At 59.0% G+C, this 1,078-nt stretch carries 1 protein-coding gene; it reads right to left on the reverse strand.

The genetic code is table 11. The features are described from left to right. Positions 1-223: 223 nt before the first annotated feature. The coding region (locus tag ACXJ7R_RS33960) for a hypothetical protein (protein ID WP_457155611.1) at positions 224-1,078 on the reverse strand (855 nt) is incomplete at its 5' end.

Raw genomic sequence — 1,078 nt, forward strand, 5'->3', positions numbered from 1 at the left:
GCTTCGAGGCGTGGAATTTCAGAAGCGGACCTCAGATGCACTGCGTGCATTGACGTGAACTGACCCGAAGCGGACACTCAAATGGGTGGGCGATCATCACCCGCTCTGCCCCACAAGCAGACCCTTGCGAGCAGATCTCAGGATCACCCTGGCGCTTGGCAGCTGAGGTTCTGCCCCTCATCTCCAGTGCCTGCTAGTCAGCCTACAGCACCGATACGGTGATCTAGAGAACGGCAGCAGCTTCGCGGATGACCGAGGTTTCTAGGCCTTCAGCGATCTCGCTAATCCGAAGCTGATTCCGATAGTCAGCTCGGAGCTCATGGCCCGACCTTCTTGAGAGCTTGGCCAACTCCGTTGCAGCACGCACCGCCAACCAACACGCGCCCTGACTTATCGCAGTATCATAGGCTCTAGTTAGGACTTTCATCCCTCGGGTCACATCCGCCTTGGCGACCAAGYAACCCTCAATACGTTCTATTTCAGCCTGCGCCCATTTCTCGCCGGTCTTGTCCATCGCCTCGACAGCATTCTCGATTGCCGCGAGACCCTCATCGATCCGTCCATGCCGGAGGCAAATGTCCGCAATCGACGAATAGAAGTGCGGCAAGTGCAGCTCAGAGCCAGTCGAGCGCCATCGGTTCATGCCGTCTCGCAGCATTCTGAGTCCTTCGTCGGGCAGGTTGCTGCCGATAGCCCAGCCGAGCACCGTGCGAGCACCTCCGGACCAGGATGCCAGCCTGCGGTTGTCAGCTAATATGAGCATTCGTTCAGCGATCTCACGGCACTCGGCCGGCTCATTGCGGAACCGTCGGGCAATGGCGAGATTCATGAGGATAAATGCCAGATTGAGCGGATGATCGAGCCGCTCCGCGGTTTCAACGCTTGACGCACAATTGGCGAGCCCGGTGTCGACCCGCCCTGCGAGCACCTGCACCACGCCCAGATAGCTGCGACAGATCGCGGGGCCGTCCTCTCCATATCTTGCGACATCGAAATCCCCATTGGAGGTCGCCCAGGCATTGATTCCGGCCTCGGCTTCCCGTGCGGCATCCCCAATGGCACCGAGATAGAAATAGGA

This window comes from Mesorhizobium sp. P5_C1 (assembly GCF_054049815.1).